Consider the following 22258-nt stretch of genomic DNA (forward strand, 5'->3'; position numbering starts at 1 on the left):
CTAGGGAGCGGACTCGTTACGCATTGATCCAGATGCGGACGGCGGCGAGCTTGATGGCAGCGAGGAAGTTGTCGGGCCGTCGGTCGTAGCGAGTGGCAAGGCCGCGCATTTGTTTGAGGCGGTTGAAGAAGCGCTCGACGAGGTTGCGCTGGCGGTAGACCCAGCGGCTGAAGGCGAAGGTGGCCTTGCGCATCGAGCGCGGTGGGATGTTGGCCCAGGCACCTTTCGCAGCCACGAAGGAGCGGATGCCGTCGGTGTCGTAGGCCTTGTCCGCGATCACGGTCGCACCGGGCGCGACGGTATCGAGCAGTTTGGCTGCCATGGGTGCGTCGCCAGCTTGCCCGGCGGTGAGTTCCAGACGCACGGGCCGACCTTCGGCATCCACCAGAGCATGGATCTTGGTCGTCAGGCCGCCTCTTGAACGTCCCATGCAAGGATCGGCAGGCCCCCTTTTTTACCCACCGCCCCATGCTGATGGACGCGCACGCAAGAGGAGTCGATCATGACGATGTCGCCGTCATAAGCTCGGCTCACGGCCTCCAGCAGCCGATCCCAGACACCGGCGGCACGCCAGCGCGTGAAGCGGTTGTAGAGCGTGGTGCGCGGGCCGTAGCGCTCGGGTACGTCCCGCCAGGACGAACCGGTCCGGAACCGCCAGAGGATGCCGTTGATCACCCGCCGGTCGTCCACCCGAGGCACGCCGCGGCTGTTCCTGGGCAAAAGCGGCTCGATCACCGCCCACTCGTGATCCGTCAGTTCATGGCGACGCATGCCAACCTCCTTCGCAGGAGATTGAATCAGATCACACCAAAACCGGGAACCCCGTTATGGGGACACGCCCTAGGATAAGTCGCCCCCATCCGGACCGCTGACTTCACCATGCCGGGGTGGCTTGCGTACGTCACGGGGAGGACACGCCCGCGTGGCTCAAGGGTGCCCTTCGCGGCGCTCCCACGCGTCAGCCACTCCTATTCGATCGCATTGTTGGCAGAATCAAGGGAGTCTTTTCCGTCCGTACGTGGATTGCGGCCGGCGCAGTCGCACGTCACGACACGCGATGGGTCGACGAGCGACACCATGTCCTGACTAGGAACACGTTCGCGGTTAGAAGCTGCCTGAACCATGCCGCCTCAGCACAGTCACGAACCTGCTGACGGTTTGGTTTCAAGACGCTTCGAACCTGACCAAGCTTGTTCCAGATATCGATCGACCGGAGCCGTTCATGACGTCGACACAGCCACACACCTCACCCTTCTGGCGTCGCTCTCCGGTGTTCGGCCTTGTGATCTGGCTTTTCGTGCTGCCTCTCGTGCTCGCGAGCGTTGGGGCTTGGCAGGTACAACGGACGGCCGCGATGGTCGAGGTGCAGAGCGCGTCTCGAGACGGCCTGCAGGAGACCCTCGGCGAAGTTCGTCAGATCGCCGCCACAGATCCTGGAGCCTCACTTCGCTTCCAAGGAGACGGCAGCGATGTCCTCGTCCTCACAGCTTCCGAAGCCACCGCCCGGATCGAAACGGCTGTGGCGAGCGTGGAGACCGATCTCGCTGTTGCGCGAGCGCGTGGTCCGCTAGCCTGGGCGACCATCGGTGGCAGCCTCCTCGTGGTGGCCGGCGCCGGATTGGGTCTTTTAGCGGCTCGCGTTGCGGGATGGCGAGCTCGGCGTTCACGAGATCAGCTCATCCAGAGCTTCGGACGGCTGCGGGTCGTGCTTCCCATACTCATGGCGGCGGTCGTCCTCGGCTTCGGGATCTCGCTGTTCTGCGCGACGTCCTTCGAGGCGCTCAGCCTGTGGTTCTGGGAGCGCGTATCGGGCAACGGCATCAAGCTTGCCGGTGCCGGCGTCGTGTTGGCGGCTCTAGCTGCCTATGGCGCGGTCATGGCCATCATCAGCCTTCGCAAGGTCTTCGATCTCTTCACGCCGCAACCGATCGAGGTCCAGGCCCGTGTGGTTGGCGAGGAGGAGGCCCCCGGTCTGTGGCGGTTCGTCCGCGAGCTCGCCGTCCGCCAGAACGCCCCGATCCCCGACACGATCATCGTCGGTCTGACAGAGGGGTTCTACGTTACGGAGGGCGCCGTACACGTCGAGCCGGAAGATCGCCTCATCGAAGGTCGGACCCTGTATCTGCCAGCGCCCTATCTTGAGCTTCTCGATACCGCGGAGGTCTCGGCGATCATCGGACACGAACTGGCGCATTTCACCGGTGACGACACGCGCTACAGCCGAAAGTTCACCCCAATCTACGCGACACTCTGGCGATCGCTCGAGGCCCTTCATCAGGCGAGCCGAGGCGCGATCGTCGTGCAGCCCGCGACACGCCTCGGCTTTCATGCCATCGGCCAGTTCGACGTCGCCGTAGCACATTGGAGCCGTCTGCGTGAGTTCGAGGCCGATCGAAACGGCAGCCTCATCGGCAAGCCTGCGGGAGCCGCATCCGCGTTGATCCGCAGTTCGATCATCGAACCAGCCGTTTCCTTCGTTCTGGAACGGGCCTTCCAGGCTCCGGAGGCCAGCGACGGGAACCTCGTCGCCGCCACCGCCCGGCTGACGTCGGAGGAAGGCTTCCCCGATCCGGCGGCACATCTTGAAGACCGCCAGCCCCATCCGACCGATAGTCACCCACCCACCAGCCAGCGGATCGAAGCACTCGGCGTCAGCCTAGACGAGGGCGTGCTGGCGCATGCCACACGGCGGCCCGAGCCTGATGTCCCCTCCTTCGGCCGAAAGGCGTTCGCGAACTGGGACGAGATCTGCCGCTCGCTCAGTTCCGACTTTCTGACGCGGGCGCGCGGCGCCCATGCCGAGTATCGCGTGAGCCTGGAGACGGCGGCCGCGGCGGTCGGCACTGAGGCACTCGTTCTCTACGACAATGCCAAGCCGATGATCTGGGTCATGGGCATCGCCAGCGGCTTCTTCGCCATCATGGGGATCGGGGTCGTGGTGGCCGCCACGCAGATTGGGTTCGGCCACAACGAATGGGCGCAGGCCATCATCGGTGCCGTCGGCGCCACGGGCTTCCTGGGCTTCGCCGCGATCGCCGTCGTCTCCCATCGCCGAAGCCGCGCGCCACTATTCGTGCTGACGCCCGAATACTTGGAGACCTCGCGGTTCCTCGATCCCATTCCCTGGACGGACATCATCCAGTACCAGGTCTATGCCAACCAGCGCTTCGCGCTGCAGCTGGTGCTGAACGAGGACGCTCCGCTTCCGGCGCGGCGCGGCTTCTGGTTCTACAGCAAGGTCAACCGCCGGCGACGGACCGTGACGATCGACGCCTTCGGCGTAAAGGGCATGAAGGTCGACGCCTTCTCCGAGTTGATCGGGCGATATCTGCACGCGGCCTATGCACGCCGCGAACTGGTGGCGGCGACGGAATGAGGATCGGCGAGCGCGCCCCTCCTCGCGGGCCCTCTGGGGAACCGTGCCGCCCTTTCGGCGCGCGAGCCCGAGACCCGTCGTGGCGGGACGCCGCGGGCGATGGCGCCCGCTGGCGGTGGCCCTGGGGTGGCTGGCATTCGCGATCCCGTCGATCGGCACGGGCGCGGCCGCCGCCAATGAGCCGCGCCTCGCCTACGCGCACATGAAGCTCGCCTCGCCCTTCCGGACGGATCGTGCCGGCGCGCATCTCGTTTTCCCCGGCGACCTTCCGGAGCGAGGGGCGCTCGTCGCCATGGGCAATATCCTGTCGCCGCAGGCGAGCTGGATCATCGTCCATCTCGGCGCCCGCACCCTCCGCCGTGCGACCACGCGGCTTGCCGCGACGCCCCGTGACGGCAAACGAGTGAGCGCCATCGAGCGCGACATGAGCCACGACCTGACGGCGAGTGAGACGGATGCGGTCATCCTCGCCGCGAACGCGGTCTGGTCGACGAGGGACCCGGCGTCGACGGCCCCGCCCGGACCGAGGGACGCGCTCTGCAGCGTGGCTCTCTTCGATGGCGCCGACGTGCTCCACGAATTCGGCGCGGCCTGCCCGCGCGTGCCATTCGTGCAGATGCTGGCGGCTCTGGCGGAGCGCTCGGGATGACGGGGATACCCGATCATCGCGCTCGACTGTCCCATGCTCGGGGTCCGTGGTCGTTCGTGGAGGTGGGATCATGAGCCGCTTCCGGTGGGTCGCCGCATTTCTAGTGCTCGCCGGCGTGTCCATCCCGTGCGCCGCGGTTCGAGCGGACGACGCCTCGATCGGGTCGGCGCGCGAGGAGGCCGACGGCACTCTGATCCTGCGGCTGCGCGCCGAAGCCGAGGATGGCCGGGCGCTTGGCGAGGCCGAGTTGCGCTACGCCCCGGGAGACCCGGACTACGGCCACGTCCACCGCCATCTCGGCGCGATCCCGCCGGGCGGCGAGGTTTCCGTGCGACCCTTCCCACGGACATGGACCTTGCGCCCAGCGATCCCGCCGTCCCCAGACCGGTTGCCGAAATGAATCCTCTGAACCGCGGACCTGTCGATATGGCGCCTTCCTGATGAAACCCCGACGACGCATCCTAGGCATCGCCGCCGTTGCGGCGCTTCTGTCTGTCGCCGCTTTCGTTCGCGCCCTGCACGTGATGCCGGTCGGGACCGGAGAAACCCGGGCCTCGCCAGATGGGCGCCTCACGGCATCGGTGATGGACTGGTCGGAGCGCGGCTTCCTAACCGATGCGCCGTACCGCTGGTTCGAGTACCGGGTCGAGGAGCCTGGCGTCCATCACGCGCTCAGCGGCAATCCGATCGATGGCCCCTATTTCGGCTCTCGCTCCTCGCACCGGGTGATCCGGTGGAGCGACGACGGCGCCTTCGTCGAATTCGTGTTTCCGGACACGACCCTGAGGCTGACCACCGCACCGACCGCCCCATGCCGGCTCGTCGCCGACATCGAGGGTTTCGACGTCCGGCAGACAGTGGGCGGTCTTTTCGTGCGCCCCGAAGGCTGGCAGGATCTGCGAGCGCCCTTCGAGATGACGGTCTCGCTTGGTCCCGGCGGCGAGGCCTCGCCCGGCCTCGACCGGCAGGTTCACATCGGTGCCGACCTCGTACGCTACGCGGTCTCGCGCGAAAGCGGCGGGTCGGGCGGTGACGCTGTCACGATGCACGCCGAGCGTCCCTTGAAGTCGGGGGTGCTGAACCTCGAATGGCACGGTCAGGAAGAGGCCGGCGTTGAGCCGGACCTTGCACAGGCGTGGGCGGTCCTTGGCGCAGTGGAATGCAGGACAGATGGATGAAGAGGCACGCCTCCCGACGGAGCGACGCCGAGTACTGGCAGCGTCTGCGCCGCGACCGCCGGTCCAACGCGGCGGCGATCCTTGCTGCGGCGGCGGCGCTTTTCGGCACGCTTGGCGTGGTCGCCGTTCTTCTCGACGGCCCGCATGCGCCGCACGCAAGCCTCTTCTCCTGGCTGCTGATGCTGCCCATGGCGTGGTGGGTCGGCGATCTCACGCGCTTCACGGCCCGGGCCGTCAGACTTTGGACCACGGCTATGCTGCTCAGTATCGCCGGCGCAAGTTTCGGCCTCCTCGGTGCGATCACGCGTAGCGACGACTCCCTCATCCCGCTGCTCAATTTCAGCCTAGCGATTCTTGCAGCGGTTGCGAGCCTCGCCCTGCGCCGCGGCAGTCTGGTTGAGCGCGAGGGACCAGCGCGTTGATCATGCTGAGGGATCGAGGGGGTAAGCGCGCGAGCGCATAACCGCTCCTTTTCAATCGTCCGCCTTCCCTCGATCGACCGCCGGCGGGCCCTTCCTGAACACAAGCCGTTCAACGGACGCTTCGCTGGTCAGCTCCTGAAATGCGACGTCGCGCAGGCCCGCCGCCATCACCCGCGCAGCGAAAGCCTCCGTTGCCATCAGCCGTCCGGTCGCATCGGCGAAAAGGGGTGCCGGGGCCACGAAGCCGCGTTTCCAGACGGTCCGGCGTGGCGGCGCATGGGGCCCGGTGACCGACATCTGCCATTCCAGTGTCGGTTCGCCATCTGCGCCGCGATCGGGCTCCCGTCCGTACATGGCGGCCAGATCGACCGGGTCGCCCCGCTGCACCGCGCGGAACGCGCGGTAGTCTGCCTCGATGGCAGTTCGGGCGCTTCCGGCGTCCATCTCCACGGCGCGATATTCGATGGCGTTCGATCCAAGAGCCATGGCTTCGCGAAACCGCGACGAGGCGAAATAGAGGCCGGACCAGATGAAGTCCGGCGCAACGCCTTCCTGGCGGATCGAAAGGCGCGGCGTCTCCATGGTGGCGAACCAATGCGCGTCGTCGCCTCCGATGCCGGGAGCACGGCTTGTGACGGAAGCCAGATTGGGAAGGGCGAAGCGCGGCGGACGACTGCGCTCAAGCTTCTCCAATTGGTGCATGGAAGCGAAGGACGGCAGCATGGCCCAGAGAACGATCGCGTCTCGGTTCATACCTGAATCGTCGGCCGGCTCCAGCATCTGCCTGCACCCGTCTGCGCACTGCCCGAATGCTGCCGATCCGATGCCGAGCTCTTCCTCGCATCATAGGCGTTGCTGCTCGCCTCGCAAACGACGAGGGTCGACGCCACCCCGGGTCTTCCCAACACGACAAGGTCGCCATGCCGCCGTCCCGCAAATTATCCCGGAAGGCGTCCGGCGCGAACCGTCCGATCGAGCCGATGAGGAACAGACCGCTTCTGCTTCTGATGGCCGTCGGCATCGCCGTCATAGGTCTCGGCTTGGCCTACTGGAGCCTATTGGAGATACGATCACTCGTCACGTCCCTGCAAACGGGCGCGACGGTCGTGGAGACCATCAACGTGATGTATGCCCTGCCCGTGCTGGCACTCGCCTTCCTCGCGATAGGGGTGCTGTTCGGTATCGAGGTGTTGTCGAGGCGGTGGTCCGAGCGTCTGGGCACGGCCGTCATGGCGGTGCTGCTTGGCACAATCGCTCTCGTCAGCCTATTCGGGCTGACGGGTGGGATCCTCAACTCGCTCTTGATGACGGGTTCCGGCTATGAGCTGTGCGACACGCGCTCGGGCACACGCATCACCTGGACGCTTTGGGCCAAGGCGCCGGCCGCCTGCCTGGCCTTCCCCGCCAGGTGAGTGCTGCAAAGCCCGGTCAGGCCGGACGCTCGCCCCAAGCCTTTGGCCACCGGCCAAAATCCTGCGCCAGCCAGACCTCGTCGTCCTCCAGCGCGAAGACGACGTAGCGCTCGGGATCGGGCCACCCGTGCCAGTCGCGTTCCAGAACGATCCACCGGCGACCGTCCCATTCGGCTAGGGCGACGGCGACGTCGGCGAACCGCCCCATCGTCGGATGCGTCAGAAGCCTGCGGCTCTCCTCGACGCTCGGCGAGCGCCAGGACAGCGCCGTGCGTCGCGCCTGGCGGAAGCGCCACCACCATTGCAGTTCCTCCAAGAGGCTTTGCCCGAGCCCGTCCTCGCTGCCTCGCGCCTCCTCGGCGTCGAGCCCGCGTTGGCGAAGGACGAGGCTGGATCCCGCGGCAAGAACGGTAACCCCGAACTCGCCGAGCGACAGAAGGCGAAGCTCGTCCGGCCGCAGGACGACACTGGCGCCGGCAGCTGCGCAGGCTAGAACCAGAAACGAAAAGTTGAACCGTGCATCACGCGCGATGAAGCCCGTCCAGCCCGCGACCCAGCAGGCCACCGGCAGGACTAGGAACCACGTCGCGAGAGCGGTGCGGCTCGCTTCGCCCGGCCAGTTGTGCGCCACCGTGAAGGCGAGACTGATCGTGCCAAGAAGCATCGCCAAGGCGGCGAGGATCGCGGCCCTGCCCGACTGTCGGCGTCGATGTATCCAGTTGTCGCCGCTCGGGTCGCCGGTCATGGAACAGTTGCTTTCGTCGGGGACAGGCCGTCCGACGTTCGACTGACGTGCCTTGGAGAACGCCGGGTCGCCGATGCCGCGCGAGGGCTGGACCTTTTCTCCAACAGAGGAGCCCCCCGATCAGGACGCGTTCCCGGGCGCATCGTAGCTGCTGTTCGCCGCGCTCTGGACCATCGCGATGGCGATCGGCGGCAAGAGAACTGTCCAGCCGACGAGCCAAGCGATCGAGATCACCTGGCCCTTCCCGTTCTCCCGGGCGCGGTCGTTGAGGAGATCGCCGATCGTCACCAGCAGCACCGGCATGCCGAACGGCACGAGAAGGGCGATGGGAACGGCGGCATTCGGCATGAGCAGGCGCCGCGAGGGCTCCGCGCCGGCCAGTTCGCCGTGGATGCGGTGGAGTCAGAAAGCGAGATAGACGAGCGCGGCGATCGTCGAGCAGCCGATCATGAAGAGTAGCACGACCGTCAGCCTCCTGATCTCGTCCGCTCCCGGGTCTGCCGACATCGCCAAGTGATTCACGAGGCTGGCCAGCGCCAAGGTGGCAAACGGCGAGAGCAGGATCGCGGCGATCGTAAGGGGCGAGCGCCTACGGGGCTGACGCGGGCGGTGACGGTGAGACGGAGCATCTTCGAAGTCAAAGCCTCGGGCCGGCATCAGCACAGCGACAGCCAGAAGCATGCAGGCGACCAACCCGCTGACGACGCCCCATCCGCCTGCCAGCCCGTAGAGCATGGACGCCCCCATTGGCGCGAACATCGCTGTCAGAACCGTGGGCGAGAAAAGAAGGAGTGCGCCGGCGAAATCGATGCGACCGGGTCGCCCTCCCATCAGGAAAACCGCGAGAGCCAAGGGGAAGCCCCCCTGGACCGCGCCGCAGGCGAGTCCGAACAGGATCAGGAAGGGCGGAAAGGACCAGAACCCCGAGAGGAACAGGAAGGTGATCGTGAGCACGGCGCAGACAAGACACGGCCAGATCAGGGCGGCCCGTCCATTCCTGGGAGCGACCACGAAGGCTAGAAAGGCGCCGATGATCCATCCCATGCTGACGCCGAGATGAAAGATGCCGATGGTCTGGTAGGTGCTCGCAGCGTCCATCAAGATCAGCGGGAGAACGGTACTGATCCCCTGCCCGCCGAGCGCCACAAGAACGGCGGACAGGAAAAGCGCCCAGTACCGATAGGTGCTGAGAAAGTCCGCGAGCGTCCATCCAGGCGTGCGATTATCTTCGAAGCCGTTGCGGACGTCTGCCGCGTCGTTACAGATCGTCATTTTCATCCGTCGAAGCTTGTAGCGATCACGCCCCATGCGGCTTGACCAGAACGGCATGCGCTACCGGAAAGGCTGACCTGGTCTATCGCGAGCGCCGCGGCATACCCAGCCCTGCGAACACGATCCCCATGATCCGACCACAGCTCTCGTTCTCGATCGAGGTCGAGAAGCATGGTCAACTTTCCGGTTGCACGGACATCCAGTCTATACGAGTGGCCGGGCATCGTCCGGCGTCAGTCTGCCGACGTCGGCGGCACGGCAAGCGCAGCGAGCGTTGCGACAGTGGCACCTCGTTCGCTGCGAAGGCGTTCAAGGAACGGTGTGAGGTCGTCACCGTAGGCTCGGCGACTGAACCCAACGAGCCATCCGCCGGATTTTCCCTCCGGGTTCCCGCCGGAAACGTAGCGGTAGGCGTTCCATTCCGCGATCCGCGTTCCGTCCTCGGTCTCTCCCGACATCAGGAAGTCGAGGATGATCCCGTCGCCCTCGTTCGCCAACACGATGTCGTAGTTCACGAAGGGATCCATCGCGCGACGTTCGTCGAGCATCTGGGTCTGGGCGCGAACGATGTCGGCTGGCTTCATGTCGCCTTCCATGAACTCGACGAGCATCATCGTTTCGTAACGATCGAACGTCGCCCCCTCCGGCAGGTATTCCTGCTTCACGTAGCCCGGCTGCGGTTCGTCGGCCGAGGCAAGTGCGTAGGGCGTGCCGGCGAACTCGATCGGCCCCCGCACCCCAAGACGATCCTCGGCAGCCGACGCCGGTCCCAGCACGAGGAGGCCGATCGCGAGAGCGGCAAGACGAAGGGGGAATCTCATGGATCGGACCTGTTGCGGGATTTTAAGTTTCGATCATAACCCGAAACGCTTCTTCGCAGGACCCTTCGGCAAGCCTCAAGTCATCCAAACGGACCTCAACGCCTCCCCGACACCCCGGACCGCCACCATGCATGTCCGGTCGCGGCGCCGCTGACGAGACCGAGCGGAGCAATCCACGCACCCTCGTAAGTGCCGTCAAGCAGGAATGGCAGTGCAAGAACCGCAAACCCGATGATGCCACCAGCGAGGCTGTAAGCCAGGTCGCTTGCATATCGTGTTCGCCGAATGACGAAATGAAACGGAAGGCCGATCACCACCGAAAGGAAGGCGACGACCGGCATGATCACGAGGATCGGCCCCGATGCGACCATCAGCGGTGTCCAAGGGTTGCCGTGGCCGTTCAAGGTATCGATCGCAAGGAAGCCGGCCATCACGACGGTGACGATGGTCAGCGGTATCGCAACGATGACGGAGCCAATCATGACCGCCGTGAGAAGCCTGCGCATCGCTGTCAGCTTCGGGTTCGATGGCCGGAACTTCGGAAGCCGAAACGGAGTGAAGATCCTTTTCACTCGACTCGTCATCCAGGGTTGCGACGGCTTTGATATGTCAACGCGACCGCCGCGACGATTACGGTGGCATCGAGCGGCAGCAGCCACGGCAGGGGATCGGTCCACTTGTCCATTTTGGTCGTGCGTCCGTAGAAGGGCGGTCCCGAACCATAGGTATCGATCAGGGTCATGGCGTTCAGCCAGACAACGATGACTAGAAGGGCAAGGACAAGGATTGTCCAGGCGATCCGTGCGGAAGTTCCCGGCCTTCGCATCCCGCGACGACGTCCACGAAGTGGTCACGCACCCAACACCGCACTCCTCGGCATGGGCAACCGAGGCCAAGCAGCGAATGAAGCGTGCGCTGTCGGCGTAGCAGGTTGCCCCACCATTCCGGCTCGCCGGAGAAATTTTTTCCTTCTGGACATCTAAGTCGTAACGTCGGGTGCGTGGGCAAGGCGAGGCGCAGGGCCTATCGTCGGTGGACATTTCGAATCGGACCCCGCCATGACGCTCCCGAAGTCCGCCGTCCTCCTTCTCCTGTCCTCGATCGCATTCGGCGCCGTCCCGGCTGTGGCTCAGGATACCGATCCTGACGCCACGATCCGGGTCGGATCGCTCTACGAGCCCCAGAATCTCGACAACACCGCAGGCGCCGGCCAGGGCATCAACGAGGCTTTTAACGGGAACGTCTACGAGGCGCTCTACCGCCTAACGGATGCGGGCACCGTAGAGCCGGTCCTGGCCGAGAACCATACCGTCAGCGACGACGGCCTGACGCACACGTTCACCCTGCGCCAGGGCGTGCGCTTCCATTCGGGCGATCCGCTGACGGCGGCCGACGTGAAGGCCTCGATCGAGCGCGTGACGGCCGAGACATCGAAGAGCTCGCGCAAGAAGAGCCTGTCGACGATCGCCTCGATCGAGACACCCGACGACCGGACGGTCGTGGTCAAGCTTTCAACGCGCTCGATCTCCCTGCCCTACAACCTCTCCTATGTCTGGGTCGTCAACGACACAGCCGGGGATATCACGGCCAAGGAGGACGGGACCGGTCCCTACACGCTGGAGGACTGGCGCCGCGGCTCAGCGCTGGCAATCGGTCGCTTCGACGGCTACTGGGGCGACAAGCCACAGAACGGCGAGGTCGTGTTTCAGTATTTCACCGACGCGACCGCGCTCGGCAATGCCCTCCTGACCGACGCCGTGGACGTCGTCACTTCGGTCCAGAGCCCGGACACGCTCGCCCAATTCCGGGACAACCCGGCCTTCACGGTGTCGGAAGGCGCGTCCACCACGAAGGAGCTTCTCGCCTACAACGATCGCGTGGCGCCCTTCAACGACGTGCGTGTTCGCAAGGCGCTCGCCCGGGCGGTGGACAAGAAGCGGCTCCTGAACGCGATCTGGGGTGACTACGGCACGCTGATCGGCTCTTTCGTGCCGCCGACCGACCCGTGGTACGAGGACCTCACGGGCGTCGACGCCTACGATCCGGCTAGCGCCAAGGCTCTTCTGGCGGAAGCGGGCCTCGCTGACGGCTTTACCTTCACGCTCGACACGCCCGATTACGATCCCCATCCGATCGTCGCGCAGTTCTTGCAGAGCGAGTACGCCAAGATCGGCGTGACGGTGAACATCAACACCATCACCGCCAACGAGTGGTACACGAAGATCTACCAGAAGCACGATTTCCAGGCGACGCTGCAGGAGCACGTCAACCACCGCGACATCGTGTTTTATGGCAACCCGGACTTCTACTGGGGCTACAACAATCCCGAGGTGGTGACGCTCATCGCCGACGCCGAGAAGGAGGCGACCGAAGCCGGGCAGACCGAGAAGCTGAGGCAGGCCAACCGGCTGATCGCCGAGGACGCGGCCAGCAACTGGCTTTATCTCTACCCGCAGATAGTGGTGGCCAACGCCAATGTCACCGGCTATCCGGTCAACGGCCTGAACTCGCAGTTCTACGCCGCCAACATCACCAAGGCCGACTGATCGGCTGAGGCTAGACTCAAGAGACCGCCGGCGCTTGTCGCCCGGCGGTCCTCAGCATTCCGGGGGCTCGACCCATTCTCGCCTACGCGATACGCCGCACGCTAATCCTTTTCATCTCGCTTCTGGCAGCGGCGCTGCTCCTCTTCGTGCTCCTGCGCCTACTGCCGGGCGACCCGGCTAATGCGCTGGTCGGCGTCGGTGCGACGCCGGAGCAGGTCGCGGCGGCGCGTGCGGAGGTCGGATCGGACCAGCCGCTTGCCACGCAGTTCGCACGCTATCTCGCCGATCTCTCGCGCCTCGACTTCGGCACCTCGTTCGTCAGCCGCGCCGGCGTCTCGCAGGAGATCGCTGACCGACTCTCCGTCACGCTGCCCCTGACCCTGGCCGGGTTCCTGATCGCGCTGCTTCTCGCCGTGCCGCTCGGCATCCTCGCGGCGCTGCGAGCCAATCGGCCGTCCGGCGCGGCGATCTCGGTCGTCTCGCAGTTCGGCGTCGCGGTGCCGGTCTTCTGGGTCGGCATCCTTCTCGTCACGCTCTTCGCGGTGAACTTGCGCTGGCTGCCGTCAGGCAGCTTTCCCCGGCGCGGCTGGAGCGATTTCGGCGGAGCGCTGCAGGCCATGGTGCTCCCTGCGCTGACGATCGGCCTCGTGATGGGCGCCTCGCTTCTGCGCTACGTCCGCGCGGCGACGCAAGGTGTGCTCGAAGCGGAGTACCTGCGCACCGCCCGCGCCATGGGTGCCGGACGGCACGAGGCGCTTCTGCGCCATGGCGTCCGCAACGGCGCGATCCCCGTCATCTCCGTGCTCGGCATCGAACTCGCCAGCACCTTCCTCGGCGCGGTCGTCGTGGAGCGCGTGTTCAGCCTGCCGGGCCTGGGCTCGATGCTGCTTCTCGCCATCCAGCAACGCGACTATCCGAGCGTCCAGGGCGTCCTCTTCGTTTCGACGCTTCTGGTGCTCCTCGTCGGCTTCGCCGCCGATCTCACCCAACGCCTCATCGACCCGCGCCTTCGCGACAGGGCGACCTCGTGACCGACCTCGCCGCCGCCCCGCAAAGAGCCCAGCGTTCCTGGACACTGTCCGTAGGACTGCTGCTCGTCGGGCTACACCTCGTCGTCGGTGTCGCGACGCTCTTCTGGACACCCTACGATCCGACAGACCTCGTAGGCCGCCGGTTGGAGGTGCCGAGCCTCACGCATCTCGCCGGCACAGACAGGCTGGGGCGCGATCTTTTCACGCAGATGATGGTCGGTAGCCGGATCGCGCTCCTCGTCGGCACGGGGGCTGTCACGGTCGGGGCGCTCATTGGCGTCACGCTCGGCATCCTCGCCGCATTCGCATCGCGCTGGCTGGACGATGCGCTGGCCGCCGCGCTCGACATCCTGATCGCCTTCCCGACGCTCCTCATCGCCATGCTGGTCGTGGCCGTCAGCGAGAGCCCTAGCCTCGGCACGGCGATCCTTGCGCTCGGGCTCGGCCTCTCGGCGATCTTCGCGCGGCTGACCCGTATCCTCGCCAAACGGGTGCTAGTGCTCGACTTCATCACAGCGGCAAGGACTTGCGGTACAAGCTGGCCCGGCATCGTCTTTACCCATCTGCTGCCGAACATCTGGCCCTCGCTGTCGGTCGCCTTCGCGCTCCAGTTCGGCCTCGCGGTTATCGCCGAGGCCTCGCTCTCGTATCTCGGCCTCGGTGCGCCGCCGCCCAATGCGTCTTGGGGCCGCCTCCTGCAGGAGGCGCAAGGAACGGTCTTCACCGCGCCGCTCGGCGCCGTGATGCCGGGACTCACGCTGGTCTCGCTCGTCATCGGCATCAACCTTCTCGCCGACGGGCTTCGCGAGCGTAGCGATCCGCGGAGGGGGACGCGATGAGCCCTCTCCTGTCCATCCGAAACCTTTCGATCGAGGCCAGCGGCACCCGTCACGTCGACGACCTTTCGCTGGACGTCGCCGCCCGCGAACGCGTCGGCCTGATCGGGGAGTCGGGCTCTGGCAAGTCGATCACCGGCCTCGCCGTCGCCGGTCTCCTGCCAAGGGGGCTGCGCGTGCAGGGCTCGATCCGGCTGGCCAGCCAGGAGGTCGTCGGCACACCGGAGCGGGTTATCGACGGCCTGCGCGGCCGCGCGGTCGCGATCGTCTTTCAGGAGCCGCTGACGGCCCTCGATCCGCTGATGCGTGTCGGCCGTCAGGTCGCCCTGCCGCTCGCGAGGCGTGCCAGGCGGGACGGCGTGGGGTTGAACGGGCGTGCGCTGGATGGGGCGGTCGAAGACCTCTTCGTCGAAGTGGCTCTGCCGGAGCCCCGGCGCATCGCGCGCTCCTATCCGCACGAGCTTTCCGGCGGTCAGCGGCAGCGCGTCGCCATCGCCATGGCGTTGGCCTGCCGCCCCGATCTCCTGATCGCGGACGAGCCGACCACCGCGCTCGACGTGACGACACAGGGCGAAGTCCTTGCGCTGTTGAAACGGCTTGTCGCCGAGCGCGGCATGGCGCTTCTCTTCATCGGCCACGACCTCGCCGTCGTCTCGCAGGCCGTAGATCGTCTCGTCGTGCTCCAGCGCGGCATCGTCGCGGAGACGGGGTCCACGGCGGAAGTGCTCGGCGCGCCGCGCCATCCCTATACGCAAAGCCTTGTCGCGGCGGCCCGTCGCTTCGATGCCGCCCTCGGCTGGCCCGCATGACGCTCCTTGCCATCGACGACGTGACTTATGCCTACGACCGCCGGCGCACCGTGCTGCACGGCGCCTCGCTGGCCATTGACGAGGGCGAGGCCGTTGGGCTTGTTGGCGAGTCCGGTTCGGGCAAGACCACGCTACTGCGATTGGCGCTCGGCCTCGCCACGCCGACGACCGGCACCGTTCGCTTCGAGGGCGATGTCTTGGCGACGGGTGACCGGAGCCAGATGCGCCGGTTCCGCCGAAGCGTCCAGGCGGTGTTCCAGGACCCCTATGCCTCGCTCGACCCGCGCCAGCGCGTAGGCGCCATCGTCGCGGAACCTCTGCGCTCGTTGCGAATCGTTGGCGACCATGCCGCCATGGTCGCGGATGCGCTCAAAGCCGTCGGGCTCGACCCGGACGCCGTGTCCGGCTTCCCGCACCAGTTCTCGGGCGGGCAGCGCCAGCGGATCGCGATCGCGCGGGCCATCGTCTGTTCGCCCCGGCTGCTTCTGGCTGACGAAGCGCTGAGCGCCCTCGACCTCACCACCCGCATCCGGATCCTCGATCTCCTGGCCGAACTCGAGCTGCGGATGGCGATCCTCTTCGTCTCGCACGACATTGGGGCCGTCGCGGCGCTTTGCCGACGCGTCGTGATTTTGGAGCGTGGCCGTGTGGTTGAAACGGGTCTGGCCGCCGACGTGCTCGCCGAGCCGGCGCATCCCTACACGCAGCGCCTCCTCGCCAGCGTTCCCCGCCTCGCTCCGGAAGGATCCAAGCCATGAACGAAACCGCCTCGCACCCAGAAGCCGATTTCGAAACGTGGCGGAAGCAGCGCCTCGCCGCCCTCGCCGCCCCTGACGGCTGGCTCAACATCATCGGGCGCTGGCCACTAGAGAACGGCACGGTCAGCGTCGGCAGCGCACCCGGCAACGACATCATGCTGCCCACTGGGCCAGCGAACGTCGGCTCGCTGACGCAGGACGATACTGGCGTCGTGTACCGGCCGGCCGACGGCGGCAAGGAGCAGCGGCTTGCTCTTTCGAAGTCGGCGCCACCGCGCTTCTCGATCGGCCATTTGCTTCTCGAGGTCACGACCCTGAACGGTGAGAACGCGCTTCGCGTGCGCGACACGACGCCGCTCGAAGTCGAGCGCCTGCCGCGTCTGACGGCGTTTCCCTATGATCCGTTCTGGCGGATCGTCGCCCGGTGGGAGCGGTTAGACGCGCCGCATTCGGTCGAGATTGACACGAGCCGCAATATCCGCACCGAGGTCGAGGCGACGCACCGCGCCGTGTTCGAGCGGGACGGACAGCGATACGAGCTCATGGCAACCCACGGCACGCCGGCGAGGCCGCAGTTCGTCTTCCGCGACGCGACGGCGAGGACTGGCGAGACCTATCCCGCCGCGCGCTTCCTGTTCGGCGAGGACGTGACGGCCGACACCATCGTCCTCGACTTCAACCACGCCGTCAGCCCGCCATGCGCCTTCACCGACTTCGCGGTGTGCCCCCTGCCGCCGCCTGGGAACATGCTGCCGATGCGCGTAGAGGCCGGAGAGCATGCGCCGCCTGCGCACTGACCTCTAATGGTTCCTCACGCGATGGATACTAGCGGTTGAGCAGGTAATGTCAGGAATGCGTATGGCAGTTGCTTGGAACTGCCGACGCCGAGGCGTCGGTTTTGAACCGTGGCACCCGATCGGGGGCGGACCAAGCTATTCAGCTTAGGTGCTCGACATCGACCGAACCGGCGAACCGGTCCAAGAGGTCGGGTTCCCCCATCTGACCTCCCTTGAGGATCAGCAGCATACCGTCGCGGTCGGTCCGATCAGACCGTGCCCTAGACACCGCGACGCCCTTGTCGGCGCGCCCCGCGAAACCAATCCCCCAAATGCCGAGCGTCTGAACTAGATGGCTGGAGGTATCGCCGCCGGCAGCGATCAGGCGACGGACCGGATACTGGTCGAGGATCGCGCTGACGAGCCTCGCCCCTTCCAGAGCGAGCGAAATGTCGGCAGCGTCTGGCGTCAGGCCATCCAGCGACATTGTGTGAAGGAGGAGGTTGTCGCCGATTCGCAGGATTTTCGTCGCATCCGCAAGGACGTCGTCCCGATACGCGCTGCTGGCGATGAGAGTAACGGGGTCGATCCGGAGCCGCCGGTAGCGTCGCGACGCAAGGACTTGCTCACGGGTGGTCGGCGACAGGGAGCCAGCTATGGCCAGCACCTGCGAAACCTCCAGATTGTTGGTTGCCGCGACTGTTGGCGCTTGGCGAGCCGCAAAGAATGCTTCGGCGACGCCACTCGCCCCCACCGCCAGAACGGAACCGTTTTCGGCCATCCGTCTCAAGGCTGCGCCAGCCATAGACACATGCTCCTGCGTCAATGCATCCAAAAGGACGGCTTCGTCTTCGGACGAGGCAAGTCGATCTAGTAGACGCGCTCCGTCATCCAGAGATCGGTAATGAATCCCCTCGACCGATTCGAGACCAAGCGTTGCCAGATGCCGTCTTAGGTCGGCTTCTCCCATTGGCGTCGCGGGATGTCGGCTCATCGTAGGATGCCGGTCGAGGCGGTGGGTCTCGTCGCCTGCGGCGGCGAAAAGGTTGGAGAAAACGCAATAGCGGCCAAGCGAGGGCTGGCCGCCCAAGATCACCGCGGTCGGATGGTCGACGAAAGGGCGGAGCGTCTCGATCGCGACCGCAAGGTTCCCGACCTCCGGCGCGCTGTCGAAGGTCGAGCAGCATTTGTAGTGGACGAGTCGGACCCCAAGCGCCCGGAAGAAGTTGCCCGCCGGCTCCACCGCGGTGCGCAGTTCGCTCGATCCCATCGACCGTGTGGCGCTGGCGATGCCGACCGCATCGAGCGGCCCCGCCGCGCTTAGATGTGCAGCGTCGGGAACTCCGAGGAATAGGAAGGCGCGGTGTCCCCTTTCGTTGATCGTCGCCAGCGTATCCGTCGCACCCGTGAAGTCGTCGCCGAACCAGCCGTAGCGTGGCGCGTCCATCAGCGTGCGCCGAAAAAGTCGAGCGCCTGCGCCAGAGCGCGATCGGTGCGGGCCGCTTCGACAAGATCGATTCCATTCTCCGCCGCGACCCACGCTGCTCGGATGCTGGCAACCCCCTCCGCCGGCCCACCGGGATGGGCCATAATGCCGCCGCCCGCCATGAACAGGAGGTCGCTGGTTCCGACGGCCGCATAGGTCGGCTGCACGGTTCCAGCCCATTGCCCGGAGGAGAAGGCAGGCAGGACGCGGTCGTCGTCCTCGGCCAGGGGCGTCAGGCAGGCGCGAGCGCTGTCGATGACCTCGACATCCTCCTGCGCGAACTTGCCGGCGAGGCCGTGGACATGCATGTGATCGACACCGGCAAGCCGCCAGAGCGTCTGGTAGGCGCGAAAGCCGATGCCCAGCGCCTCGTGCCGCGAGAAGGCGCCGTAGCCGTTGCGATGGCCGTGGAGCACAAGGTCGGTGTGCCGGCGCAGCGTTTCCACCGCGGAGAAACCGCACCAGTTGAGACTGACCATCGCGCAGGTGCCGCCCTCGCGGGCGATCAGGTCGGCATGCCGGCGCATGGCGTCGGTCTCGTCGGTGATGTTGAAGGCGACCATTACGGACTTGCCCGTGCGGTCCTCATGCGCCCTTACCGAGCGCATAACGGCGGGGATCCGCTCGGCGAGCGGCGCGTGGTCGGGATCGGCGGAGATTTCGTCGTCCTTGATGAAGTCGAGCCCGGCGGCGCACAGGCGCGCCACGAGATCGCCCGTCTCGGAAGCGGACAGGCCGACATTGGGCTTGATGATCGAGCCGACCATCGCCCCCCGGACGACGCCGGTCAGCCGCCGGGTGCCGGCCACGCCGTGACGCGGCAGGGGAAAGCGGTGGCGATAGGCGGTGGGAACCCGGACATCCTCTAGGCGCAGCCCGGTCGCCTCGCCGAGGTCGAAGAGGTTGCCGGCGACGGTTGCGGCGAGGGTCGATAGATTCGCTCCGACATTGGCAACCGGAAACCGGATAACCACCCGGCCCCGGCGCGAAACGCGCGTCTCGCCACGTCGCCGCAGCCAGGCGCTCGGCACGGAGGGCTGGGCTGCCTCGCCGAGGTCCTCGACCGAGACGACGATCGCCCGGGCGCGCTCGCGTAAAGCGTCGGTCTCGCCCTCGACGCGGGTGAAGGTGCCGCAGGACTGCTCGCCCGCCATGATCTCCGCAACCTTCTCCAGCGGCAGGGGCGTTTCGACGAGATAGGTTGACTCGAAGGTTTCGGCACTCATGGCCGTCAGACCGTCGCCAAGTCGGGGAACGGACGCACCGGATCCCGACCGTCCCAGCTTTCCGATGCCGCACGGATCATATCGAACATGCGCCCCTTCGGGCCTGCCACCTCGGACAGTTCGATGACGGTGCCCGGATGGAACTCGGTATCGAAATAAACGAAGCGGCCGCGCTCGCCGACCTCGCCGCTCATGACGGGCTCGAACCCTTCCGCGATTAGACGCGCGAGATCGGCGTCGTAGTCCTGCGTCCAGTAGGCGACATGCTGAAGACCGCGATGGCCAGCCTGTTTGAAGTCGCGATACATGGAGGGCGCGTCGTTACGGGTCTGGATGAGCTCGATCTGCAAGGGACCGGAATTGGCCAGGGCCACCGAGTTGTGCGGAGTATGGCTCGTCCCACGGTACTGATAGTTCTCGATTGGCACGCGCTCCTTGAAGAAGAACGGCCCGACGCCGAGGACCCGCGACCAGTGGTCCATCGCCGCCACAATGTCGTCAACGACGTAACCGGCCTGTCTGATTTCACCGAAGAATCGGCTCATGGATCGTCTTTCTGAAGAGTAGGTGCAAGCCATTGCGGCCTGCCGGAAATGGGCAGCGGGCGGAGTGCATGGCCCGCCCGCCACGGATCAGGCGAGCGTGCCGACGGCACTTTCGAGGTGACCCCAAGTCTCCTCGCCGAATTTCCCCTTCCACTCGGCGTAGAAGCCGGCTTCCCGCAGCTTGGCGCGGAAGCTCTCGGTGTCCGCTTCGTTGAAGGTGAGCCCCTTGGCCGAAAGGTCTGCCTCGACGGAGGCGTTCAGTGCCTTGATGTCGGCGCGTTGCTGGAGACCTGCCTCGTTGATGGCGCGCGAAACGATCTCCTTCACGTCGTCGGGCATGCCCGACCACTGCCGGCCGTTGGCGATGAACCAGTAGCCGTCCCAGATGTGGTTGGTGCGCGCGCAGGACTGCTGCACTTCGTAGAGCTTGGCGACCTGGATGATCGGCAGCGGGTTCTCCTGCGCGTCCACGACCTTGGTCTGGAGCGCGGTGTAGACCTCGGAGAACTGGAGGCTGGCGGGCGCCGCGCCCAGCCCTGAGAACATTGAGATGCTGATCGGCGAGACCGGCACGCGGATCTTGAGGCCCGAAAGCGAGGCCGCGGACGTGATGGGCTCACCGCTCGTGGTCATCTGGCGGAAGCCGTTGTCCCACATCGTTTCCAGCGCATGGAGACGGGAGCCCTCGATCGCCTTGCGCACATGGGCGCCGACCGGACCGTCCATCGCGGCCCATACCTGGTCGTAGTCGGAGAAGGCAAATCCGACCGCGTTGATCGCGGCCACCGGGACCAAGGTCGCGATCACCAGCGCCGAGGGCGTGAAAAAGGTGAGCGCTCCGTTGCGGACCTGGGACAACATATCCGTGTCGCCGCCAAGCTGGTTCGCGGGGAAGATCTGCATCTCGACGCGGCCGTCGCTCTCTCTGGCGATGCGCTCCGCAGCTTCCCTGGCGCGGATGTTGAGCGGGTGGCTGAGCGGCAGGTTGTTGCCGTAGCGCAGCGTGATCTCGGCGGCATGCGCATAGCGCGGAACGGAAAACAGCGTGGCAGCGGCTGGAACGGCGGCCAAGCCCCGCAGAAGCGTGCGTCGGGTGAGCGTCATGTCGGTTTTCCTCCCCAGGTTCGATTTGGGCTTCCCTATTCGCAAAATCGATCATACGAATGATTGGGTCAAATCATCTTTTTGATGTTAAATGATGTGATTGTATGAGTATCACCGACGAAGCCAGTATCCGGCGCCGCGCCACGATCACCGACGTGGCTCGGCTGGCCGATGTCTCGACGGCCACCGTCGACCGCGTCCTGAACGGGCGAGCGGGCGTCAAGGCGCTGACCACGCGGCGCGTCATGCAGGCGGCGGCGGAACTCGGCTATGTCGACGGAAGCGATGAGCGCGCCCGGGAAGTGGTGCCCAAGGGACAGATCGTCTTCCTCCTGCCGGAAGGGACCAACCGCTACCTGACGCAGCTCGGACGTCAGATCACCGAGATGGCGCCCCATTTCGAGCGCCAGTCGCTTCGCCCGACCGTCGAACACATCCGCTCCTTCAACCCCGAGCTTCTAGCCAAGGCGCTCCAAAAACACGCCAAGACCGCCGCCGGAATCGCTTTCATGGGCATCGAGCATCCTGTCGTGCGCGAGGCGGTGACGCGCATCGGCGCGAATGGCGTGCCCGTGATCGCCCTGATCTCCGACGTCGCGAGTCCCGGGCGAACCGCCTATCTCGGCCTCGACAACCGTGCGGCCGGGCGGATGGCTGCCTATCTCCTTGCCCGCTTCATCACACGGCGTCCCGCCAAGGTCGCGATGATCGCCGGCAGCCTCGGCTACCGCGCGCACGGGGAGCGCGAGATGGGCTTCCTCGACCTCCTGCAGGAGGAGCATCCCGGCATTGAGGTGGTCGGCCTGCGCGAGGGGCAGGACGACGAAGCGCTGAACCACCGGCAGATGCGCATGCTCCTGTCGCAGCACCCGGACCTTGCCGGCATCTACAACATCGGCGGCGGCGCGTCCGGCGTCGGCCGCGCGCTGAAAGACGCGCGACGTGAACGCGAGATCGTCTTCGTCGGCCACGGGCTGACGCCCGACACGCGCGAATACCTCGTGGACGGGACGATGGACGCGGTGATCACCCAGAGCGCAGAGGACACGGTGCGCCGATGCGCCGCGATCTTCGCCGACGTGCGAGCAGGTCGACCGGTCGAGGCCGCCGCCGCGACCATGCGCATCGAGGTGGTGTTCCGAGAGAACCTGCCTTGAGTGTGCCGGGGCGTCGGAGGACCGTCCCGGCACTGACGGCTAGCCGCGCGGCTGACAGGCCGCGCCAATGAATTGGGAGGAGGCCGCGATGTCGCTGGCGCAGACGAAC

At 66.1% G+C, this 22258-nt stretch carries 25 protein-coding genes; 13 read left to right on the forward strand and 12 right to left on the reverse strand.

Annotation, left to right across the window (positions count from 1 at the left end; genetic code table 11):
- Positions 1-16: 16 nt before the first annotated feature.
- Positions 17-771 (reverse strand): IS5 family transposase gene (locus tag B146_RS28710; protein WP_155897655.1). Its coding sequence is split into 2 segments (ribosomal slippage): positions 17-448 and positions 451-771, totalling 753 coding nucleotides; the frame shifts between segments, so codons are not numbered across the junction.
- A gap of 451 nt (positions 772-1222) precedes the next feature.
- On the opposite strand from B146_RS28710, the gene B146_RS27225 reads away from it, so the two are divergent.
- The 5 genes from B146_RS27225 to B146_RS0122950 all read left to right on the forward strand — a co-directional run bounded on the left by B146_RS27225 (position 1223) and on the right by B146_RS0122950 (position 5625).
- Positions 1223-3376 (forward strand): M48 family metallopeptidase, encoded by a 2154-nt coding sequence (locus tag B146_RS27225; protein ID WP_040408920.1) that lies wholly within the window; start codon positions 1223-1225, stop codon positions 3374-3376.
- 79 nt (positions 3377-3455) lie between these two features.
- Positions 3456-4025, forward strand: a complete 570-nt coding sequence (locus B146_RS0122935; RefSeq protein WP_019998824.1) for a hypothetical protein — start codon at positions 3456-3458, stop codon at positions 4023-4025.
- Between the two features lie 70 nt (positions 4026-4095).
- Positions 4096-4425: a hypothetical protein gene (locus tag B146_RS0122940; protein ID WP_019998825.1), complete on the forward strand. Its 330-nt coding sequence runs from the start codon at positions 4096-4098 to the stop codon at positions 4423-4425.
- Between the two features lie 40 nt (positions 4426-4465).
- Positions 4466-5203, forward strand: coding sequence for a Tsi3 family protein (locus B146_RS28090; protein ID WP_019998826.1), 738 nt, complete (start codon positions 4466-4468; stop codon positions 5201-5203).
- Positions 5200-5625 (forward strand): hypothetical protein, encoded by a 426-nt coding sequence (locus B146_RS0122950; protein WP_019998827.1) that lies wholly within the window; start codon positions 5200-5202, stop codon positions 5623-5625. The genes B146_RS28090 and B146_RS0122950 overlap by 4 nt, the downstream gene beginning before the upstream one ends.
- 51 nt (positions 5626-5676) lie before the next feature.
- On the opposite strand, the gene B146_RS0122955 is transcribed toward B146_RS0122950, so the two are convergent.
- The gene (locus tag B146_RS0122955; protein WP_155897683.1) at positions 5677-6405 is read right to left on the reverse strand and encodes a hypothetical protein; all 729 of its coding nucleotides are present in this window, start codon (positions 6403-6405) and stop codon (positions 5677-5679) included.
- A gap of 140 nt (positions 6406-6545) precedes the next feature.
- Between B146_RS0122955 and B146_RS0122960 the strand changes: the two genes are divergently transcribed.
- The gene (locus B146_RS0122960; RefSeq protein WP_155897684.1) at positions 6546-7037 is read left to right on the forward strand and encodes a hypothetical protein; all 492 of its coding nucleotides are present in this window, start codon (positions 6546-6548) and stop codon (positions 7035-7037) included.
- A gap of 16 nt (positions 7038-7053) precedes the next feature.
- Here the strand turns inward: B146_RS0122960 and B146_RS29250 are convergent, their stop codons facing one another.
- From B146_RS29250 to B146_RS28725, 6 genes are all read right to left on the reverse strand, one after another.
- Positions 7054-7782, reverse strand: coding sequence for a hypothetical protein (locus B146_RS29250; protein ID WP_019998830.1), 729 nt, complete (start codon positions 7780-7782; stop codon positions 7054-7056).
- 120 nt (positions 7783-7902) lie between these two features.
- On the reverse strand, positions 7903-8130 hold the full coding sequence (locus B146_RS30025) for a hypothetical protein (protein WP_019998831.1): 228 nt from the start codon (positions 8128-8130) through the stop codon (positions 7903-7905).
- Positions 8131-8184: 54 nt separating this feature from the next.
- Complete coding sequence (locus B146_RS27230) at positions 8185-9054, reverse strand: hypothetical protein (protein ID WP_019998832.1); 870 nt, start codon at positions 9052-9054, stop codon at positions 8185-8187.
- Between the two features lie 233 nt (positions 9055-9287).
- Positions 9288-9875, reverse strand: coding sequence for a hypothetical protein (locus tag B146_RS27235; protein WP_019998833.1), 588 nt, complete (start codon positions 9873-9875; stop codon positions 9288-9290).
- 95 nt (positions 9876-9970) lie between these two features.
- Positions 9971-10381, reverse strand: a complete 411-nt coding sequence (locus B146_RS0122980; RefSeq protein ID WP_019998834.1) for a hypothetical protein — start codon at positions 10379-10381, stop codon at positions 9971-9973.
- Positions 10382-10455: 74 nt separating this feature from the next.
- Complete coding sequence (locus tag B146_RS28725) at positions 10456-10617, reverse strand: hypothetical protein (protein WP_202815007.1); 162 nt, start codon at positions 10615-10617, stop codon at positions 10456-10458.
- A 316-nt stretch (positions 10618-10933) separates the two neighbouring features.
- Between B146_RS28725 and B146_RS0122985 the strand changes: the two genes are divergently transcribed.
- From B146_RS0122985 to B146_RS0123010, 6 genes are all read left to right on the forward strand, one after another.
- Positions 10934-12421 carry an ABC transporter substrate-binding protein gene (locus tag B146_RS0122985; RefSeq protein WP_019998835.1) on the forward strand — a complete coding sequence of 496 codons (1488 nt, stop codon included), beginning with the start codon at positions 10934-10936 and terminating at the stop codon, positions 12419-12421.
- A gap of 89 nt (positions 12422-12510) precedes the next feature.
- Positions 12511-13452 (forward strand): ABC transporter permease, encoded by a 942-nt coding sequence (locus tag B146_RS0122990; protein WP_040408919.1) that lies wholly within the window; start codon positions 12511-12513, stop codon positions 13450-13452.
- Positions 13449-14291 carry an ABC transporter permease gene (locus B146_RS0122995; RefSeq protein WP_026358875.1) on the forward strand — a complete coding sequence of 281 codons (843 nt, stop codon included), beginning with the start codon at positions 13449-13451 and terminating at the stop codon, positions 14289-14291. Before B146_RS0122990 ends, B146_RS0122995 begins: the two co-directional genes overlap by 4 nt.
- On the forward strand, positions 14288-15097 hold the full coding sequence (locus B146_RS0123000) for an ATP-binding cassette domain-containing protein (protein ID WP_019998838.1): 810 nt from the start codon (positions 14288-14290) through the stop codon (positions 15095-15097). The genes B146_RS0122995 and B146_RS0123000 overlap by 4 nt, the downstream gene beginning before the upstream one ends.
- Positions 15094-15855 (forward strand): ABC transporter ATP-binding protein, encoded by a 762-nt coding sequence (locus B146_RS0123005; protein WP_019998839.1) that lies wholly within the window; start codon positions 15094-15096, stop codon positions 15853-15855. Before B146_RS0123000 ends, B146_RS0123005 begins: the two co-directional genes overlap by 4 nt.
- Complete coding sequence (locus B146_RS0123010) at positions 15852-16652, forward strand: DUF1684 domain-containing protein (RefSeq protein ID WP_019998840.1); 801 nt, start codon at positions 15852-15854, stop codon at positions 16650-16652. Before B146_RS0123005 ends, B146_RS0123010 begins: the two co-directional genes overlap by 4 nt.
- A gap of 139 nt (positions 16653-16791) precedes the next feature.
- Here the strand turns inward: B146_RS0123010 and B146_RS0123015 are convergent, their stop codons facing one another.
- The 4 genes from B146_RS0123015 to B146_RS0123030 all read right to left on the reverse strand — a co-directional run bounded on the left by B146_RS0123015 (position 16792) and on the right by B146_RS0123030 (position 20992).
- Positions 16792-18078 (reverse strand): four-carbon acid sugar kinase family protein, encoded by a 1287-nt coding sequence (locus B146_RS0123015; protein WP_019998841.1) that lies wholly within the window; start codon positions 18076-18078, stop codon positions 16792-16794.
- The gene (locus tag B146_RS0123020) at positions 18078-19343 is read right to left on the reverse strand and encodes a ribulose-bisphosphate carboxylase large subunit family protein (RefSeq protein WP_019998842.1); all 1266 of its coding nucleotides are present in this window, start codon (positions 19341-19343) and stop codon (positions 18078-18080) included. The genes B146_RS0123015 and B146_RS0123020 overlap by 1 nt, the downstream gene beginning before the upstream one ends.
- A 5-nt stretch (positions 19344-19348) precedes the next feature.
- A complete protein-coding gene (locus B146_RS0123025; RefSeq protein ID WP_019998843.1) occupies positions 19349-19888 on the reverse strand; it encodes a VOC family protein in 540 nt (179 codons plus the stop codon).
- Positions 19889-19975: 87 nt separating this feature from the next.
- Positions 19976-20992 carry a TRAP transporter substrate-binding protein gene (locus B146_RS0123030; protein ID WP_019998844.1) on the reverse strand — a complete coding sequence of 339 codons (1017 nt, stop codon included), beginning with the start codon at positions 20990-20992 and terminating at the stop codon, positions 19976-19978.
- Between the two features lie 104 nt (positions 20993-21096).
- Between B146_RS0123030 and B146_RS0123035 the strand changes: the two genes are divergently transcribed.
- Entirely contained in the window at positions 21097-22149 is a 1053-nt protein-coding gene (locus B146_RS0123035; RefSeq protein WP_019998845.1) for a LacI family DNA-binding transcriptional regulator, read from the forward strand.
- Positions 22150-22258 lie beyond the last annotated feature (109 nt).

This window comes from Aureimonas ureilytica DSM 18598 = NBRC 106430 (assembly GCF_000382705.1).
Classification (GTDB): Bacteria; Pseudomonadota; Alphaproteobacteria; order Rhizobiales; family Rhizobiaceae; genus Aureimonas; species Aureimonas ureilytica.

Bases quoted from the DNA above. Each gene is read 5' to 3' on its own strand.
- B146_RS27225 (WP_040408920.1), top strand. From the start codon at position 1,223: ATGACGTCGACACAGCCACACACCTCACCCTTCTGGCGTCGCTCTCCG.
- B146_RS0123020 (WP_019998842.1), bottom strand. From the start codon at position 19,343: ATGAGTGCCGAAACCTTCGAGTCAACCTATCTCGTCGAAACGCCCCTG.
- B146_RS0122960 (WP_155897684.1), top strand. From the start codon at position 6,546: ATGCCGCCGTCCCGCAAATTATCCCGGAAGGCGTCCGGCGCGAACCGT.
- B146_RS0122950 (WP_019998827.1), top strand. From the start codon at position 5,200: ATGAAGAGGCACGCCTCCCGACGGAGCGACGCCGAGTACTGGCAGCGT.
- B146_RS0123000 (WP_019998838.1), top strand. From the start codon at position 14,288: ATGAGCCCTCTCCTGTCCATCCGAAACCTTTCGATCGAGGCCAGCGGC.
- B146_RS28725 (WP_202815007.1), bottom strand. From the start codon at position 10,617: ATGACCCTGATCGATACCTATGGTTCGGGACCGCCCTTCTACGGACGC.
- B146_RS0123025 (WP_019998843.1), bottom strand. From the start codon at position 19,888: ATGAGCCGATTCTTCGGTGAAATCAGACAGGCCGGTTACGTCGTTGAC.
- B146_RS0123005 (WP_019998839.1), top strand. From the start codon at position 15,094: ATGACGCTCCTTGCCATCGACGACGTGACTTATGCCTACGACCGCCGG.
- B146_RS0123035 (WP_019998845.1), top strand. From the start codon at position 21,097: ATGAGTATCACCGACGAAGCCAGTATCCGGCGCCGCGCCACGATCACC.
- B146_RS29250 (WP_019998830.1), bottom strand. From the start codon at position 7,782: ATGACCGGCGACCCGAGCGGCGACAACTGGATACATCGACGCCGACAG.
- B146_RS27230 (WP_019998832.1), bottom strand. From the start codon at position 9,054: ATGACGATCTGTAACGACGCGGCAGACGTCCGCAACGGCTTCGAAGAT.
- B146_RS0123030 (WP_019998844.1), bottom strand. From the start codon at position 20,992: ATGACGCTCACCCGACGCACGCTTCTGCGGGGCTTGGCCGCCGTTCCA.
- B146_RS0123010 (WP_019998840.1), top strand. From the start codon at position 15,852: ATGAACGAAACCGCCTCGCACCCAGAAGCCGATTTCGAAACGTGGCGG.
- B146_RS27235 (WP_019998833.1), bottom strand. From the start codon at position 9,875: ATGAGATTCCCCCTTCGTCTTGCCGCTCTCGCGATCGGCCTCCTCGTG.
- B146_RS0122955 (WP_155897683.1), bottom strand. From the start codon at position 6,405: ATGCTGGAGCCGGCCGACGATTCAGGTATGAACCGAGACGCGATCGTT.
- B146_RS0123015 (WP_019998841.1), bottom strand. From the start codon at position 18,078: ATGGACGCGCCACGCTACGGCTGGTTCGGCGACGACTTCACGGGTGCG.
- B146_RS0122985 (WP_019998835.1), top strand. From the start codon at position 10,934: ATGACGCTCCCGAAGTCCGCCGTCCTCCTTCTCCTGTCCTCGATCGCA.
- B146_RS30025 (WP_019998831.1), bottom strand. From the start codon at position 8,130: ATGCCGAATGCCGCCGTTCCCATCGCCCTTCTCGTGCCGTTCGGCATG.
- B146_RS0122980 (WP_019998834.1), bottom strand. From the start codon at position 10,381: ATGCGCAGGCTTCTCACGGCGGTCATGATTGGCTCCGTCATCGTTGCG.
- B146_RS28090 (WP_019998826.1), top strand. From the start codon at position 4,466: ATGAAACCCCGACGACGCATCCTAGGCATCGCCGCCGTTGCGGCGCTT.
- B146_RS0122940 (WP_019998825.1), top strand. From the start codon at position 4,096: ATGAGCCGCTTCCGGTGGGTCGCCGCATTTCTAGTGCTCGCCGGCGTG.